We start from the raw sequence: 15,123 nt of genomic DNA on the forward strand, positions 1-15,123 counted from the left end.
CTTATCAGGCCGTCCGGGATGACGGCCGATCTTTCAGAACCTGGCTCAGCCCATGTACCCCGGCATCCAGCCCTCGTGGGACTGGCGCAGGCGGGCGAGGGGCAGGGTGAACAGGCTCTGGACGCTCAGCGCCTCGCCGCCGGCCTTGCCGACGACCGCGGCGGGGACGCCGGCGGCCTGGGCGGCGGCCAGCACCGGGGCGGGATCGGCGACAGCGACCAGATAGCGGGCCTGGTCCTCGCCGAACAGCTGGGCGTGCGGGGCCTCGCCGCTCGGCGCCAGCTCGACGCCGACGTTGGAGGCCAGCGCCATCTCAGCCGCCGCGGCGACCAGGCCGCCGTCGGAGAGGTCGTGCACGGTGGTCGCCACGCCGTCCAGGATCAGCTTGCGCACCAGCTCGCCGTTGCGCCGTTCCACCTTCAGGTCGACCGGCGGCGGGGCGCCGTCCTCGCGGCCCAGCAACTCGCGCAGGTACATCGACGCGCCGAGCTCGCCCTTGGTCTCGCCGAGCAGCACCAGGGTGTCGCCGGCCTTCAGGCTCGAGAAGTCGGCGGTGTGGGCGTAGTCGGCGATCAGGCCGACGCCGCCGACCGTCGGGGTCGGCGGGATGCCGCGGCCGTTGGTCTCGTTGTAGAGGCTGACGTTGCCGCTCACGACCGGGAAGTCGAGCGCCGCGCAGGCCTCGGCCATGCCGTCGGTGGCGCGGACGATCTGGCCCATGATCTCCGGCCGCTCGGGGTTGCCGAAGTTCAGGTTGTCGGTGATGGCGATCGGCTCGGCGCCGACCGACACCAGGTTGCGCCAGGCCTCGGCGACCGCCTGCTTGCCGCCCTCGTAGGGGTCGTTCAGCACATAGCGCGGGGTGACGTCCGAGGTGACGGCCAGCGCCTTGCGGCTGCCGTGCACCCGCACCACGCCGGCGTCGGCGCCGGTGGCCGAATCCTCGAGGGTGTCGGCCATGACGTGGCGGTCGTACTGCTCCCAGATCCAGCGCTTCGAGGCCATGTCCGGGGCGCTCATCAGCTTGGCCACGGCCTCGGCGTAGTCGGCCGGGGCGGCGACGTCGGCGGGGCTCAGCCGCGCCTGGAGCTCGGGCTGGGTCCAGGGGCGGTCGTAGAGCGGCGCGTCGTCGAACAGCGGCGCCAGCGGTACGTCGGCGACGACCTCGCCCAGGTGCCTCAGCACCATGCGACCGGTGTCGGTGGTCTTGCCGATCACCGCGGCGTCAAGGCCCCACTTCTCGAAGATCCGGTAGCCGTCGGCCTCGCGGCCCGGCTTGAGGATCGCCAGCATCCGCTCCTGGCTCTCCGACAGCATCATCTCGTAGGCGCTCATGCCGTCTTCGCGCTGCGGCACCTGGTCGAGGTCGAGATCGATGCCGACCCCGCCCTTGCCGGCCATTTCGACCGACGAGGAGGTCAGGCCCGCCGCGCCCATGTCCTGGATCGCGGCGACCGCGCCCGAGGCCATCAGCTCGAGGGTGGCTTCGATCAGCAGCTTTTCGGCGAAGGGGTCGCCGACCTGGACGGTCGGGCGCTTCTCGTCGGAGGCGTCGTCGAACTCAGCCGAGGCCATGGTCGCGCCGTGGATGCCGTCGCGGCCGGTCTTGGAGCCGAAGTAGACCACCGGCAGGCCGGGGGCCGGGGCGGCCGAGTAGAAGATCTTGTCAGCGTCGGCCAGGCCCACGCACATGGCGTTGACCAGGATGTTGCCGTCGTAGCCGGTGTGGAAGTTGGTCTCGCCGGCGACCGTCGGCACGCCGACGCAGTTGCCGTAGCCGGCGATGCCCGCCACCACGCCGCTGACCAGCCGCTTGGTCTTCGGGTGCTCCGGCGCGCCGAAGCGCAGCGCGTTGAGCAGGGCCACCGGGCGGGCGCCCATGGTGAAGACGTCGCGCATGATCCCGCCGACGCCGGTCGCGGCGCCCTGGTAGGGCTCGATGTAGGATGGGTGGTTGTGGCTCTCCATCTTGAAGATGCAGGCCTGGCCGTCGCCGATGTCGATGACCCCGGCGTTCTCGCCCGGGCCGCAGATCACGCGGGGGCCCGTGGTCGGGAACTTGCCGAGCTGCTTCTTGCTCGACTTGTAGGAGCAGTGCTCGCTCCACATCACCGAGAAGATCCCCAGCTCCACGAGGTTGGGCTCGCGGTTCAGCCGGCGCAGGATCAGCTGGTACTCGTCAGGCTTCAGGCCGAATTCGGCGGCCGATTCGGCCATGGTCTTGGAAGGCTGGGCGCTCATGCGCGCGTTCTAGATCGCATCCAGCCAAAGTGGAAACCGGTTTGGCGCCCGAGATGCGCCCGAAGCTAAAAACGATGGGCTTTGGGCCTCCGCGTGGGCCGCGATTGAGCGGAACTACTCGCTCGTCCGCGGGTTTTTCGGCGATCCCGGATGTCTGGAGACATCGATGCAAGAGAGGCGCGTATGGCCAATCAGCAGACGAACGACAACCGGCAGCCGCCCCAGCCACAGCAAGCCGGCCCGCGTGACCTGAACCAGAAGACTCAGGGTTCGCCGAGGCAGGCCGACAAGAAGCAAGGCGGCGAAACCCCACAGCGGCGTGACAGCAAGCACTAGCCACGCCGGTCCGGCCCGGCCGTCGTAATCGGCGGTTGGCGGCCGAAGGGAAGGGTCGGAGCGCTCGGCGCGCTCCGGCCCTTTCGTTTGCCTAACCCCCGCTGACCACCGGCAGCTCGATCGCCGAGGCCTGGGCCGGGGCGTGGTAGATCCGCTGGACGGCCTTCCGGTAGTCCGCCGGCTTCGCGTTGAAGATGTTCGGCACGAAGGTTTGCGGGTTGCGGTCGTAGAGCGGGAACCAGCTCGACTGGATCTGCACCATGATCCGGTGGCCCGGCTGGAACACGTGGTTGGCCTGCGGCAGGGCGAAGCGGTAGGCCAGCGGCTGGTCCGGCGCGATCGCCTTCGGGTCGGAGAAGCTCTCGCGGTAGCGCCCGCGGAAGATGTCCATGGCCACCGGGAACTGATAGCCGCCCATCTCCACCTGCGAGGGCACGGTGTCGGGATAGACATCGATCAGCTTCACCACCCAGTCGGCGTCGGAGCCGCTGGTCGAGGCGATCAGGTTGACGATCGGCGCGCCGGCGATGGTCATCGGCGCGGTGAGCGGCTCGGAGACGTAGGTCAGCACGTCCGTCCGGCCGTCGACGTGGCGCTGGTCGCTGGTCAGCCAGTAGCGCCACTGGTCGGGCGCGTCGGTGCGCACCGGCCGCGCCACGTAGGGTACCGGATTGGCCGGGTCGGCGACGTACTCGTCATAGCCGCCGCCCGCCGGCGGCCGGAAGCTGAGCCCCTTGTCGGCCTGCAGGTAGAGCGGCTTCAGGCCGACCTGACAGGCCTCCGCGCAACCGGTCGGCCATTTGTCGAGCTTCAGCCAGCGATCGGTCCCGGTCTGGTAGATCAGCACCGGCGGGATGTCGGCCGTCTGGCCGTTGGTCTTCAGCCGCTGGTCGAGGAACGGCTTCAGGTAGTCGCGGCGGAACTCGGTGGCGGTGTCGCCCGGCAGCTTGTAGGCGCCCAGCGCGCGCTGCTCGTAGTTCACCCCGGAATGCCGCCAGGCGCCCAGCACCAGGAAGTTCATGTTGTTGCCGACGTCCTTCGGTTCCACCGCCGCGTAGGCGTGCGGCGCGCCGTAGATGTCTTCCTGGTCGAACAGGCTGCCGACCCACAGGGTGGGCACCTTCAGCGGCTGGGCGGCGAGGATCTTGTCGAGCGCCTGCTGGCTCCAGAAGTCGTCGTAGGCCGGGTGTTCTTCGATCTTCCGCCAGAAGGCGATCTGGTCGAGGCCGGCGGCGCGCGCGAAATCGCCGGCCGAGCCCGCGCGGCGGAAGTTCTCGTAGTCGTCGAAGCCCTGGCGCGGGACCGGATCGCCGCCGCCCTTGGCGCTCATCTGCTCCGGGAAATAGTCGAGGTTCACTTGCCGGAAGGCGCCGTTGTGGAACCAGTCGTCGCCCATCCAGCCGTCGATCATCGGGCTCTGCGGCACCGCGGCCTTCAGCGCCGGGTGCGGATTGATCAGCGCATTGACCACGGTGAAGCCGTCGTAGGACGAGCCGATCATGCCGACCCGGCCGTTCGACTCCTTCACGTGCTTCACCAGCCATTCGATGGTGTCGTAGGCGTCGGTCGAGTGGTCGATCCCGGTCTTGTTCAGCGGACCCGACAGCGGGCGGGTGGCGACATAGTCGCCCTGCGAGCCGTTCAGCCCACGGACGTCCTGGTAGACGCGGATGTAGCCGTCACGAACGAAGTCCTCGTCCATCTGCGCCAGGGTCGCCTCGATGTGCGGCGAGACGTTCCGCGCGGCGCGCTTCTTGGCGTTATAGGGCGTGCGCGTCAGCAGGATCGGCGCATCGTGCGCGCCCTTCGGCATGACGATGACGGTGTAGAGCTTCACCCCGTCGCGCATAGGGATCATCTCGACGCGCTTGACGTAGTCGTTGTCCGCCGTCGGCGCGGCGAACTTCGCCGGAATGTCCGGCGTCATCGGATCGGTCTTGCCGGCCGCCTGGGCCAGCGGCGGCAGGGCGAAGGAAAGCGCCGCGACGGCGCAGGCCGTGCGCAGGGCGAAGGAACGAAGGGTCATCTAGCTCCCCGAGCGTAACATTGTGACGGCCGTTAAGCCGTCCCAAGTCCGCCGGCAAGTGCGATCAGGCGCTGGCGAGCGCGCTCTGGAACAGGATGGCGCCGTCGGCGGAGCCGAGCTCGGCCTCGAAGGCGCGGTCCGGGTGCGGCATCAGCCCCAGCACGTTGCCTCTGGTGTTGACGATCCCGGCGATGTCGCGGGCCGAGCCGTTCGGGTTGTCGAGGTAGCGGAACACCACCTGGCCGTCGCCCTCCAGCCGGTCCAGCGTCGCCTCGTCGGCGAAGAAGTTCCCCTCGCCGTTGCCGACGGTCATCGTCACTTCGCGGCGGCCGGCGTAGCCGGCGGTGAAGCGGGTCTGGGCGTTGGTGACTTCCAGCGCCACCGGCTTGCAGACGTACTTCAGCTTGTCGTTGCGCAGCAGGGTCCCCGGCAGCAGGTGCATTTCGCACAGTACCTGGAAGCCGTTGCAGATGCCGACGGTCGCCACGCCCCGCTCGGCGGCCGCCCGGACCTCGCGCATGATCGGCGACAGCGCCGCCATCGCCCCGCAGCGCAGATAGTCGCCGTAGGAGAAGCCGCCCGGCAGCACGATCAGGTCGAGGCCCGACGGCAGTTCGGTGTCGCCGTGCCAGACCATGTCGACCTTCGCGCCGGTCGAGCGCTCCACCGCCACCTTGCAGTCGCGGTCGCAGTTGGAGCCGGGGAAGACGATGACGGCGGCTTTCATGGGCGGGTTCCGGTGGGCGGGGAGGGCTTCAGGTGGTCGAATGCAGCGCGGGCGTCAAGCCGGCTGCGGCGGCCGGTCACTTGCGACCGGTCACTTCCGGCCGGCGCTGAGGCCGGTCAGGTAGGTCATCAGCTCCTGGTAGGCGGCCTTGTCGCCCCAGGCGCAGCCGGTGTTGCGCATCTGCCCGCCGGCGGCCTCCTGCATCAGGATCGCCGGGTGCGCCGGCGCGCCGGGCTTGGTTACGAAGTAGGAGGCGGCGCCGTCGGCGGTCGAATAGGCCCGGTAGGGCTCGCCGGTCTCCTCGGGCGCGGGCTTCAGGCCGGGTTGGGCGGTGATCTTCGCGACCTGCGCCTCGAACGGCTGGCCGCAATCGAGCGCCGCCGCGGCCGACGGCTTGGCTTTCGGCGCGCAGGCGGCGAGGAGGGTGATCGCCAGCAGCGGCGCCAGCTGTCGAATCTTCATCATGGGCGGGCTCCGCGACTGGACCGGGCCTTGGGAAGATAGCCCAGATCGCGCAGGAACCAGTCGATCGCGTCGCCGAGCCGGTTGAAGGTCTTGGCCGGCTCGCTGGCGCAGCTGTCCGCGCAATGGACGGGAACCTCGAACGGGCCTTTCGCCTGGAGCGTGACGCGGTCGAGCCGGGCGAAGGCGGCGCGCGCTTCGCCGGCGCGGGCGGCGACCGCGACGTAGCCGGCGCAGGCGCCTGCCGAACCGGTCTGGCAGCGCACCCGGTACTCGGGGATCTTGGCCTTGAAGAAGCTGCGGTATTTCGGGTTCGCGGAGGCGTCGTCCAGGTGTCCGTCCCGCAGCTCGTAGATGATCGGCGGCGGCAGGCTGTCGGCGTAGGAGCCGAAGCGGTAGAGGAACCGCGGATCGCGACCGACGAGCTCGAGCCGCCCATCGCCGTCGACGTCCTTCGGGTCAGGCGCGGCGCTGCCGTCCCAAACTCCGAGCTTGGCGACTCGCCAGCCGTCGGCGGTTGGCGTCGCCGCGAGGTAAGCAAAGCAGCAGTGCGCGCCGCCGCTCCAACTGCGGAAGAGCAGGATCGGCGTGCGCGCCGCGTCGAGGCGGAACACGCCGAAATTGGCGCCGGCGCCAAACGACCCGGCCGTTTCGCCCCGCAGGGTTTCGGAGACGCCGTTCTTCTCGATCACCGCGACCGGGGTCAGGAGGTCGCCAGGACCGACCTCCTGGCGAAAGCGTAGGCTTATGTCGCCGATCTGGAAGGCGTCGGCGGTCTTGCCGCCGGTCCAGGCGTGCCACCGCCCTTCCGCCGCGGATTGCGCGACGGCGGGGGCGGCGGCGGAGAGGGTTAGGAAGAGTGCTAGGGGCGAAAGCGCCCTCACGCCAGCTCCACGCGGTAGCTCTCGATGACCGTGTTGGCCAGGAGCTTCTCGCACATCGCCTTCACCTCGGACTCGGCCGCGGCCTTGTCCTGCGCGGCGAGGTCGAACTCGATGGTCTTGCCGACGCGGACGTGTTCGACGCCGCTCCAGCCCAGGCCATGCAGTTCGCGTTCGACGGCCTTGCCCTGCACGTCGAGGACGCCGGGCTTCAGGAAAACATGGACCGTGGCGCGCACTAGTGGAGGCCTCCTTGAATGACCGTCGGCATCTCTTTCATGATGCCGAGCCGGCGAGCCACCTCGGTGTAGCTCTCGATGACGTTGCCCAGGTCGCGGCGGAAGCGGTCCTTGTCCAGCTTCTCGTTGGTCTGGGAGTCCCACAGCCGGCAGCTGTCGGGGCTGATCTCGTCGGCCAGGATGATGCGGGAGAATTCGTTCTCCCAGATCCGGCCGAATTCGATCTTGAAGTCGACGAGGGTGATGCCGACCGCGCCGAACATGCCGGTCAGGAAGTCGTTCACCCGCAGGGTGAGCGCCATCATGTCGTCGATCTCCTGGGTGGTGGCCCAGTTGAAGGCGGTGATGTGCTCCTCGGCGACCATCGGGTCGTGGAGCTTGTCGTCCTTCAGGTAGAACTCGATGATCGAGCGGGGCAGGGGCTGGCCTTCGGGCAGGCCGAAGCGGGTCGACAGCGACCCGGCGGCCACGTTGCGGCAGACCACTTCCAGCGGAATGATCTCCACTTCGCGGATCAGCTGCTCGCGCAGGTTCAGCCGCTTGATGAAGTGGTTCTGCACCCCGATCGAGTTCAACCGCGTCATGATGTATTCGCTGATGCGGTTGTTGATCACGCCCTTGCCTTCGAGCACGGCCTTTTTGGTCGCGTCGAACGCAGTGGTGTCGTCCTTGAAGTACTGAATGAGAGTGCCGGGCTCCGGACCCTCATAGAGAATCTTGGCCTTGCCCTCGTAGATCTTCTTACGGCGGGTCATCGTCGCGCCTTCTCCGGGAGCGGGGTTTGCCGGTCGGCGAAACGAAAAAACGCGCGCGAATGATTCCCTCGCGCGCGGATCCGACTCGGCCTCTCGCTCATATCTCAGGCGGCGGGAAATTAGCGGATGGTGGGCTGCGGCGCAAACTTCCCCGCGCGCTTTGGCTTTCGATTGCGGGCGGGCGCCGGCCGCGATATGTCAGCGCCGTTTTCGCGGCCGCTTTTGGGGACGACATGACCACCTTCGACGATCGAGAACGCGGTTTCGAGAAGAAGTTCGCGCTCGATCAGGAACAAGAGTTCAAGGCCGCCGTCCGCCGCAACCGCGCGCTCGCCCAGTGGGCCGCCGGGTTGATGGGGCTGGAAGGCCCGCATGTCGAGGAATACACCCGCGCGGTGGTGAAGTCCGACTTCGAAGCGCCGGGCGACGACGACGTGCTGCGCAAGGTCTTCGAGGACCTGAAGGGCGCCGGCGTGCAGGTCTCCGAGGGCGAAGTGCGCCGTCGCATGGACGAACTGCTCGCCCAGGCCCGTGAAGAGGTCCGCGGCGGCGCCTAGGCCTCCGCGGCGCTCTGCGCGCCGGTCCTTCAACGCCTGTCATCCCGGAAAGCCGCGCGTGCGGCTTGTCCGGGCCCCATGACCACGGCGAGGCCGGCTGGGCGCCGATAGCTGTCAGGGCGTTGCGCCTGGACGCCGCGGCATTGCGCCGCGGGCCGCTCCGCCCGCCACCAAGCCAAAGAAAAAGCCGCAGCGACGCCGCTGCGGCTTTTTCTTTGCGTAGGCATGAGCCCCGGACCGCCCCTGAGCGCGGTCCGGGATGAGCCATGAGGCTGCGGCTTACTGCGCCGCGGCCTTCACCGCGTCCTGGCCGAACACCCGGCCGAAGATCACGTCGACGTTCTTGAAGTGGTAGCCGAGGTCGAACAGCTCGGAGAGCTCGGCGTCCGACAGGGTCACTTCCGGGTCGGCCTTGAGGAAGTCGAGGAAGTTGCCCTCGCCGCGCCAGACCTTCATGGCGTTGCGCTGCACCGCCGCGTAGCTGGCTTCGCGCGAGAGGCCCTTCTGGGTCAGCGCCAGCAGCACGCGCTGGCTGTGCACCAGCCCGCCCAGGTGGTCGAGGTTGCGGGCCATGTTCTCCGGATAGACCAGCAGCCGGTCGACGACGTTGGCCAGCCGGCGCAGGGCGAAGTCGAGGTGGACGGTGGTGTCCGGGGCGATGCCGCGTTCGACCGAGGAGTGGCTGATGTCGCGCTCGTGCCACAGCGCCACGTTTTCCAGCGCCGGCGTCACCGCCGAGCGCACCAGCCGGGCGAGGCCGGTCAGGTTCTCGGTGAGGATCGGGTTGCGCTTGTGCGGCATCGCCGACGAGCCCTTCTGACCCTTGTCGAAGAACTCTTCGGCCTCGAGCACCTCGGTGCGCTGCAGGTGGCGGATCTCCACCGCCAGCCGCTCGATCGACGAGGCGACCACGGCCAGGGCCGCGAAGTAGGCGGCGTGGCGGTCGCGCGGAATCACCTGGGTCGAGACCGGCTCGACAGCCAGGCCCATCTTCTCGGCGACGTACTCTTCAACCTGCGGCGCGACGTTGGCGAAGGTGCCGACGGCGCCGGAGATGGCGCAGGTGGCGACCTCGAACTTGGCCATCGCCAGCCGCTCCTTGGCGCGCTGGAACTCGGCGTAGTGGCCGGCGAGCTTGACGCCGAAGGTGGTCGGCTCGGCGTGGATGCCGTGGCTGCGGCCGACGGTCGGCGTCAGCTTGTGCTCGAAGGCGCGCTTCTTCAGCGCCGCCAGCAGCAGGTCGACGTCTTCCAGCAGCAGGTCGGTGGCGCGCACCAGCTGCACCGCCAGGGTCGTGTCGTTGACGTCGGAGGAGGTCATCCCCTGGTGCAGGAAGCGCGCCTCAGGCCCCACCACCTCGGTGACGTGGGTCAGGAAGGCGATGACGTCATGCTTCACTTCGCGCTCGATCTCGTCGATGCGGTCGGCGTCCCAGACGGCGTCGCGGCCGTTTTCCCAGATGGTCCGGGCGGCCTCCTTGGGAATGACGCCTAGCTCAGCCATGGCGTCGGCCGCGTGGGCCTCGATCTCGAACATGATCTTGAAGCGCGTTTGCGGCGCCCAGATCTCGGCGGCTTCCTTGCGGGTATAACGGGGGATCATGGCGCGCGGTGTGTGCGCGGGGGCCTGGGGAGTCAAGGCCCAGGGCGCACGCCGCCCGAGCACGGCGCCGGCAATTTCGCGGTTGCGTCTGATCGCCGACATAAGCGTTCGGCGAACGTGGTAAAGGTCCAGTTCAGGGGAGATTGCGGACAGGTCTCTTGGACGAACTGCGCACACAGTCTGGCGCTGGAACGGGTCGCGCCTCGCGCGACCGGGAAATCGCCTACTTCGCCTTCAACTTCGTCTCCGACATGGCCGGGCACGGCATCCGGGGGCTGAAGCCGCTGGAAGCGGTGCTGCTGATGGCGATCAATCAGGCCAACATCGCCCCGCTGACCCGCGACCCAGCCGCCCGCAGCCGCTACGGCGCGCTGGAGAACGCCGCGCCTGACGAGGAGCGCCGGCCGGTGAGCATCCGCGCCGTGGCCGCGTCGATGCAGCTGCCGTACGAGACGGCGCGGCGCAACATCCGCCGGCTCGAGGCGCAGGGCGCCTGCGTCACGAGCGATGCGGGCGTGGTGGCGCCCACCGCCTTCATGTCCTCGCCGGCCTATGCCGAAGCCGCGCGGGTGGGGCACGAGGGGCTGAGTTCGCTCTACCGGATGCTCGCGGCGCGCGGCCTGCTGGAGCCGCTGCCGGCCGCCAACTACCACGAGCGCGAGCCGCCGATCCGGGGAGTCGCCCGGCTGATGGCCGACTATCTGTTGCGCTCGGCCGAGGCGGTGGGCGCGCGCACCGGCGACCTGACCGCCACCCTGGTGCTGCTGCCGCTGCTGGCGGTGGCTGCGGGGACGGAGAGCGGGCCGCCGGTTGCGGTGACGGCCGGGGCGCTGGCCCGGCGCACCCGGCTGCCGGCCGAAACCGTGCGCCGGCACGTCCTGGCGCTGGTCGAGGCGGGGACCTGCGTCAGCGGACCGGGCGGGGTGGCGCTGGCAGACGGCACGCTGATGCAGCCCGCGTGGCGCGGCCTTTTGCGGGAGAACGCCATCGCCGTGCAGCGGCTGTTCGCCGGCCTGGCCGAGCGCGGGGTGGTCGACGTCTGGGAGCAGATGGCCGCGCAGGGCGCGCTGGCTCAGCGGGTCTCGTCCAGCTCCGGGTAGCGGCGGAAGATTCCCTCTTCGTTGAAGGGGATGCGCCGCGGGCTCGCCAGATAGGCGGCGATGTTCGGTAGCGCGCGCACCTGCTCCGCCAGGGCCGCCAGCTTCGGCGTTTTCTTCAGCGTGCGCGCGGCGGCGGCGGGGAAGGCGTAGTTCAGCCCCTCGACGATCTGGAAGGCGGAGAGATCGGCGTAGCTGAGGGCAGGGCCGACCAGCCAGCCGGAGCCGGCGGGATTGCGGACGAGAATGGTCTCCAGCCAGCCGGCGAACTTCGGGATCCGCTCGCGCCGGAACTCGGCCGCCCGGCGCGCCGCCTCCGGCTTCTGATCCTCGTAGTAGAGATCGACGCCGATCGGGTGGTGGGTGTCGTGGGCCTCGGCGACCAGGTCGGCGATCGTCAGCTGGATCTGGTGCGTCCAGAGCCGCGCGGCCTCGTCCTTCGCCGCGAGACCGAGGCGCGGCCCGAGGTGCAGCAGGATGGCGGCGGTCTGGGCGACCAACTGGTCGCCGTCGCGCAGGACCGGCGGCGCGAACGGGGGATGCGTCTGCTTGGGATCATCGAGCAGGGCGAGCAGCGCGTCCATGCCGCGGCCGGGGCCGGTCTCGCGGGCGACGTCGACGTAGTCGGCGCCGGCCTGCTCCAACGCCAGGCGGACGAACTCGCCGCGGCCCTGGATGTTCGGCCAGTAGTAGAGCTCGTAAGCCACGGTGCGCTCCCGGCGGAAAACAGGTCGCGCGAGAAACACCGGCCGCCCGGTGTCGGATCCGCACGTCGTCGTGCGTCCTTTAGGGCGCAAGCCGAAGGAGACCGCTGTGCAGAAGATCACCCCCTTCCTGTGGTTCGACACTCAGGCCGAGGAGGCGGCCGCCCTTTACGTCTCAATCTTCCCCAACGCCCGGCTGGGGCGCGTCACACCGGGGCCGGATGGCCGGGCGATGACCGTCGAGTTCGAGCTCAACGGCCTGTCGTTGATCGCGCTGAACGGCGGCCCGCACTTCAAGTTCACCGAGGCGGTGTCCTTCTCGGTGCCGTGCGAGGACCAGGCGGAGATCGACGCCTACTGGGAGAAGCTGATCGCCGACGGCGGGCAACCAAGCCAGTGCGGCTGGCTGAAGGACCGTTTCGGCCTGTCCTGGCAGATCGTCCCGAAGGCGATGCCGGAGCTGCTCGGCGGCCCGGATCCGGAGAAGGCCCGCCGGGCGACCGCGGCGATGATGAAGATGACCAAGCTCGACATCGCCGAACTGCGCCGGGCGCGGGAGGAATAGGTCGCTTCAGGCGTCCAAGACCCAATTCCACCGTCATCCCGGCCGAAGCGTAGCGGAGAGCCCGGATCGGCCTTGCAGGCCGTCCGGGATGACGGGGGTTGTTGTGAGCTACGCCGCCGGCGCTGCCGGCGCGCCCGCGGCGCGGCGCTGGCGCTTACGCGCGGGCTTTTCGGCGACCACCGGCGGCGGCGCGGTGATTCGCACCGGCGCCTCGACGTCGCAGATCGAGAAGTCCGCGCCCTTCAGGTCGCGCACCTGCTCGGCGAGCGCGTGGAACTCGGGACTCAGGGTGTTCAGCACCGCGATCTGCGGCCGCAGCGTCTCCGGTAAATCGGCCATCACCCGGGCCCGCAGCATGCGGCTGGGCTGCATCGGCGGGTCGCCAGCGGTCAGCGCGCGCACCACCTCCATGCCGGCGATCACTCGGCCGACGACCGAATACTGCCGATCCAGGCTGCGGGTGGTCCCGCGCATGATGAAGAAGCCGGCGTTGCCGCCGTTCGGCTCGACGTCGCGGCCCATGGCGACCACGCCCGAGCAGAACGCGCCCCAGGCGCTGACCCGGCGGTCCGGCGACAAGGCCATGCGGATCTCGTCGACGGCGACATAGGGCTGGGCGCCGATGAAACCCTGGCTTTCGCCCTGCGGCCGGGCCAGCTGGGCGCGCGGCGTCTCGGCCCCCAGGCGGAAGGTGAACTCCGGCGGCAGGTCCGGCTCCAGGCTCTTGCCGCCGTCCATGTTGTTGGGGTTGCCGGTCTGGGCGACGAAGCCGTCGACCACCCGGTGGAACTTCAGCTCGTCATAGACCCCGCTGCGCGCCAGCCGCTTGATCCGCGCCACCGCCAGGGGGGCGAACTCGGGCCGCAGCTCGACGACGATCGGGCCCTTGTCGGTCTCGATCACCAGGGTGTTCTGGGCGTCGAGCGCGCGCCATTCCTGCGGCGAGGCCGGAACGCTGACGACGATCGACGCCGGCGGGCGCACGACCAGCGGGGCGACCACGACCGGAGCCGGCGTCGGCGCGGCCAGGGGCCAGGTCATGGGCGACGTCAGCGGCGCGGTCGCGCGGACGGCGGGCGACGGCGGAGCCGGCTTGCGCGCCGCCGGCGCGGGGCGGACAGGTTTGCTCGCGGCGGGCGCGGACCCTTCCGCAGACGCGCCAGTCGCCGCCAGCAGCGCCGCGGCCAACGCCAGTGACACGGTCCTAATCGCCAGTCTCCCCAACCGAATCGTTGTCGAGCGAGGCTAGGGACGGCGCGGTTAACGCTTCGTCGCGCGGAGCCGTGGAACAGCGTTGCAGCCGGACTCGCCTCCCGAGAGTTGAGCCTGCGATGCCCGACGCCGCGTCCTTTCCGTCTGAGCCGGTGCTCGTCGCCGAGGGCCTGCGCAAGACCTATGGCGACCTCGCCGCGGTGGACGGCGTCTCGCTGGAGGTGCGGCCGGGCGAGATCGTCGGCCTGGTCGGGCCGAACGGGGCCGGCAAGACCACCGTAATCAGCATGATCCTCGGCGTGCTGCAGCCGACCGCGGGGAGCATTCACATCGGCGGCGTCGACCTGGCCAAGGCGCGCAGCCGGGCGCTGGCCCTGGCCAATTTCGCCGCGGTCTATGCGCCGCTGCCGGGCAACCTCAGCGTCGAGCAGAACCTGCGGGTGTTCGGCCTGATGTATGGCGTGAAGCAGCTTTCCGCGCGGATCGACGACCTGATCGCCGAGTTCGACCTGACCCGCCACCGCAAGGTCAAGGCGGGCGTGCTCTCCTCCGGCGAGCAGACCCGGGTGGCGCTCGCCAAGGCCATGCTGAACCGGCCGCGCCTGCTGCTGCTGGACGAGCCGACCGCCTCGATCGATCCGTCGACCGCCCGCGACATCCGTGCCCGCATTCTGGAGTTCGCGCACGAGCGGCAGGCCGGCGTGCTGTGGACCAGCCACAACATGTACGAGGTGGCCGAGGTCTGCGACCGGGTGCTGTTCCTCTCGCGCGGCCGAGTGCTGCTGGCCGGCGAGCCGGAGCGGCTGGTCGCCGAGCATGCCGCCCCCAACCTCGAGGAGCTGTTCATCCGCGTGGCGCACGAGCATCCGGCCACCGGGGAGGGGCTCGGCTGATGACCTTCTCCCGCGTCGCCGCCATCGTGCTGCGGCAGGTCTACCTGCTGCGCGGCAGTCCCGTGCGCCTGCTGCCGCTGGTGGCCTGGGTGGCCATCGACATCGTGCTGTGGGGCTTCATCACCCGCTACATCGGCGAGCTGACCGGGCCCGGCGTGAACCTCACCGCCTCGCTGCTTGGCGCGGTGCTGTTCTGGGAGTTCATGACCCGGGTGATGCAGGGGACCACCACGGCCTTCTTCGAGGACGTCTGGTCGCGCAACTTTCTCAACCTGTTCGCCACGCCGCTGCGCATCTCGGAGTATCTCACCGGCTTGGTCGCCACCGGGATCTGCACCAGCCTGCTGGGCCTGGTCGCCATGCTGGCGCTGGCGGTCGGCGTGTTCGGCCTCGACTTCCTGATCTATGGCGTGGCCATCGTCCCCTTCGTGCTGGTGCTGTTCATCACCGGCATCGCGCTGGGCATCCTCGGCGCGGCGATCGTGCTGCGGTTCGGGCCGGCCTCGGAGTGGCTGATCTGGCCGATCCCTTCGCTGCTCTCGCCCTTCGTCGGGGTGTTCTATCCGCTGGCGATCCTGCCGCCGTGGATGCAGGCGATCGGCCACACGCTCGCGCCGTCCTACGTCTTCGAGGGCATGCGGGCGGTGGTCGCCGGCCAGCCCGTCCCCTGGGAGATGCTGGCGATCGCCGCCGGCCTGGCGGTGCTCTATCTCGGGCTGGCCGGGGTGATCTTCACACGCGTCTACCGCTATGCGATCCGCACCGGGCTCATCGCGCGTTACAGCGCCGAGACCGCGAGCTAGCCGCGCAACCCTGGCGGCATGTA

The 15,123-nt window shown here is 69.6% G+C and carries 16 protein-coding genes; 6 read left to right on the top strand and 10 right to left on the bottom strand.

Features of this window, described 5'->3' with window-relative positions:
- Positions 1 to 45 precede the first annotated feature (45 nt).
- Positions 46 to 2,241: a phosphoribosylformylglycinamidine synthase subunit PurL gene (gene purL / locus ACSQ14_RS06180; protein WP_436010790.1), complete on the bottom strand. Its 2,196-nt coding sequence runs from the start codon at positions 2,239 to 2,241 to the stop codon at positions 46 to 48.
- A gap of 183 nt (positions 2,242 to 2,424) precedes the next feature.
- Here purL and ACSQ14_RS06185 point away from each other — a divergent pair, with 183 nt between their 5' ends.
- Entirely contained in the window at positions 2,425 to 2,577 is a 153-nt protein-coding gene (locus tag ACSQ14_RS06185; protein WP_436010792.1) for a hypothetical protein, read from the top strand.
- A 91-nt stretch (positions 2,578 to 2,668) separates the two neighbouring features.
- Here ACSQ14_RS06185 and ACSQ14_RS06190 read toward each other — a convergent pair whose 3' ends face one another.
- The 6 genes from ACSQ14_RS06190 to purC form a co-directional block, all read right to left on the bottom strand.
- Positions 2,669 to 4,603 carry a CocE/NonD family hydrolase gene (locus ACSQ14_RS06190; protein WP_436010794.1) on the bottom strand — a complete coding sequence of 645 codons (1,935 nt, stop codon included), beginning with the start codon at positions 4,601 to 4,603 and terminating at the stop codon, positions 2,669 to 2,671.
- A gap of 64 nt (positions 4,604 to 4,667) precedes the next feature.
- Positions 4,668 to 5,330: a phosphoribosylformylglycinamidine synthase subunit PurQ gene (gene purQ / locus ACSQ14_RS06195; RefSeq protein WP_436010796.1), complete on the bottom strand. Its 663-nt coding sequence runs from the start codon at positions 5,328 to 5,330 to the stop codon at positions 4,668 to 4,670.
- Positions 5,331 to 5,420: 90 nt separating this feature from the next.
- Positions 5,421 to 5,795 carry a hypothetical protein gene (locus ACSQ14_RS06200; protein ID WP_436010798.1) on the bottom strand — a complete coding sequence of 125 codons (375 nt, stop codon included), beginning with the start codon at positions 5,793 to 5,795 and terminating at the stop codon, positions 5,421 to 5,423.
- Entirely contained in the window at positions 5,792 to 6,676 is an 885-nt protein-coding gene (locus tag ACSQ14_RS06205; RefSeq protein WP_436010800.1) for a hypothetical protein, read from the bottom strand. Before ACSQ14_RS06205 ends, ACSQ14_RS06200 begins: the two co-directional genes overlap by 4 nt.
- The gene (gene purS / locus ACSQ14_RS06210; protein ID WP_436010802.1) at positions 6,673 to 6,912 is read right to left on the bottom strand and encodes a phosphoribosylformylglycinamidine synthase subunit PurS; all 240 of its coding nucleotides are present in this window, start codon (positions 6,910 to 6,912) and stop codon (positions 6,673 to 6,675) included. The genes ACSQ14_RS06205 and purS overlap by 4 nt, the downstream gene beginning before the upstream one ends.
- Positions 6,912 to 7,667, bottom strand: a complete 756-nt coding sequence (gene purC / locus ACSQ14_RS06215; protein WP_436010804.1) for a phosphoribosylaminoimidazolesuccinocarboxamide synthase — start codon at positions 7,665 to 7,667, stop codon at positions 6,912 to 6,914. Before purC ends, purS begins: the two co-directional genes overlap by 1 nt.
- 233 nt (positions 7,668 to 7,900) lie before the next feature.
- On the opposite strand from purC, the gene ACSQ14_RS06220 reads away from it, so the two are divergent.
- Positions 7,901 to 8,224, top strand: coding sequence for a DUF1476 domain-containing protein (locus ACSQ14_RS06220; RefSeq protein WP_436010806.1), 324 nt, complete (start codon positions 7,901 to 7,903; stop codon positions 8,222 to 8,224).
- Positions 8,225 to 8,503: 279 nt separating this feature from the next.
- On the opposite strand, the gene purB is transcribed toward ACSQ14_RS06220, so the two are convergent.
- Positions 8,504 to 9,826, bottom strand: coding sequence for an adenylosuccinate lyase (purB, locus tag ACSQ14_RS06225; RefSeq protein WP_436010808.1), 1,323 nt, complete (start codon positions 9,824 to 9,826; stop codon positions 8,504 to 8,506).
- Between the two features lie 158 nt (positions 9,827 to 9,984).
- Between purB and ACSQ14_RS06230 the strand changes: the two genes are divergently transcribed.
- The gene (locus ACSQ14_RS06230; protein WP_436010810.1) at positions 9,985 to 10,926 is read left to right on the top strand and encodes a hypothetical protein; all 942 of its coding nucleotides are present in this window, start codon (positions 9,985 to 9,987) and stop codon (positions 10,924 to 10,926) included.
- Here ACSQ14_RS06230 and ACSQ14_RS06235 read toward each other — a convergent pair.
- Positions 10,899 to 11,630, bottom strand: a complete 732-nt coding sequence (locus ACSQ14_RS06235; protein ID WP_436010812.1) for a glutathione S-transferase — start codon at positions 11,628 to 11,630, stop codon at positions 10,899 to 10,901. The genes ACSQ14_RS06230 and ACSQ14_RS06235 overlap by 28 nt on opposite strands.
- 106 nt (positions 11,631 to 11,736) lie before the next feature.
- On the opposite strand from ACSQ14_RS06235, the gene ACSQ14_RS06240 reads away from it, so the two are divergent.
- Positions 11,737 to 12,192, top strand: coding sequence for a VOC family protein (locus ACSQ14_RS06240; RefSeq protein WP_436010814.1), 456 nt, complete (start codon positions 11,737 to 11,739; stop codon positions 12,190 to 12,192).
- Between the two features lie 108 nt (positions 12,193 to 12,300).
- Here ACSQ14_RS06240 and ACSQ14_RS06245 read toward each other — a convergent pair whose 3' ends face one another.
- Positions 12,301 to 13,233: a peptidylprolyl isomerase gene (locus ACSQ14_RS06245; protein ID WP_436010816.1), complete on the bottom strand. Its 933-nt coding sequence runs from the start codon at positions 13,231 to 13,233 to the stop codon at positions 12,301 to 12,303.
- Positions 13,234 to 13,523: 290 nt separating this feature from the next.
- On the opposite strand from ACSQ14_RS06245, the gene ACSQ14_RS06250 reads away from it, so the two are divergent.
- The gene (locus ACSQ14_RS06250) at positions 13,524 to 14,297 is read left to right on the top strand and encodes an ABC transporter ATP-binding protein (RefSeq protein WP_436010818.1); all 774 of its coding nucleotides are present in this window, start codon (positions 13,524 to 13,526) and stop codon (positions 14,295 to 14,297) included.
- Complete coding sequence (locus ACSQ14_RS06255; RefSeq protein ID WP_436010820.1) at positions 14,297 to 15,100, top strand: ABC transporter permease; 804 nt, start codon at positions 14,297 to 14,299, stop codon at positions 15,098 to 15,100. The genes ACSQ14_RS06250 and ACSQ14_RS06255 overlap by 1 nt, the downstream gene beginning before the upstream one ends.
- Positions 15,101 to 15,123 lie beyond the last annotated feature (23 nt).

This window comes from Phenylobacterium sp. LjRoot219, assembly GCF_964252995.1.
GTDB lineage: Bacteria > Pseudomonadota > Alphaproteobacteria > Caulobacterales > Caulobacteraceae > Phenylobacterium.